This is a genomic window from Brevundimonas denitrificans (genome assembly GCF_030160755.1).
Classification (GTDB): Bacteria; Pseudomonadota; Alphaproteobacteria; order Caulobacterales; family Caulobacteraceae; genus Brevundimonas; species Brevundimonas denitrificans.
In genome coordinates this window covers 1-934 of the sequence record NZ_BSOY01000152.1, presented here as the reverse complement: position 1 = coordinate 934, position 934 = coordinate 1, and the positions used below count along the sequence as shown (strand labels likewise).

2 protein-coding genes are annotated in these 934 nt (G+C 72.9%); both read right to left on the bottom strand.

All coding sequences use genetic code 11. The features are described 5' to 3' along the window. Nucleotides 1-118: 118 nt before the first annotated feature. Nucleotides 119-682, bottom strand: coding sequence for an RNA polymerase sigma factor (locus QQJ79_RS15440; protein WP_284223817.1), 564 nt, complete (start codon nucleotides 680-682; stop codon nucleotides 119-121). Nucleotides 683-748: 66 nt separating this feature from the next. After that, a partial coding sequence (locus tag QQJ79_RS15435) for a hypothetical protein (RefSeq protein ID WP_284223815.1) occupies nucleotides 749-934 on the bottom strand: 186 nt, incomplete at its 5' end.

Here is a 934-nt window from a genome sequence, read left to right as displayed (position 1 = left end):
GCGTCCGGGTGGGCGGCCGCGAAGGCCCGGGCCGCCGCGCGTTCAGCCTCGGGCCAGCGCCGCGCGTCGGCGCCATAGGCTGCGACCAGGGCGAGGAACCGTTCCGACGTCATCACACTCATGCTCCTTCAGCACCCGGCCGGATATCGGCCAGGGCCTGTCTCAACGCCCGTCGTCCACGCGACAACAGACTCTCCAGCGCGTCCACGCTGATCTCCATCAAGGCCGCGGCCTCGATATTGGTCATCTCCTGATAGTGGCACAGGACAATGGCCTCGCGCTGACGACCCGGCAGCCGGATCAGGGCCGCATCGACCCGCGCCCCCACGTCCGCCGCCAGCAATCCCCGGTCGGGGGCCGGTCCGGGATCGGGCCGGTCCGGCGGCGCCGCCGTGGGCGTCTCGCGCCGTCGCCTCAGCCGGTCGTAGCAGAGGTTCAGCCCGACCCGATGCAGCCAGGTGTCGAACTTGGCCTGGCCCGGCGTCCACCGCGGCGCCTGTTTCCACGCCCGCAGCATGGCGTCCTGGGCCACGTCCTCGGCCTCGGCCGCATCGCCCAGCATCCGCTGCGCGAGCGCCAGCATGCGCGGCAGCTTGCGCGCCACCATGGCCTGGATCGCCGCCGGGTCGCCCTGACCCACGCGGCGCACCAGATCCTCGTCGGGGTCGGCGATCAGCGCCAATCCGGCCCTCTTCCGTTTCTACCGAAAGGGTCGCCCGGTTCATGACCGCCGTCCCTGACATCGTCCTTACTCCGAAGCGGGCGCCGGTGGCGACGCCTGCCGATGCGCCTGATGCGCGGCGCGGCGTTCGGTCATGCGCGCGCGGCGGTGCTCGCGCATGGCCTGACGTCCGGCCCGGCCCTCGGCGGCGGTGACGAAGCCGTCGTGGTCGGCGTCGAGGCGGGTGAAGGCCTGCTCGGCGCGGGCCTGGAC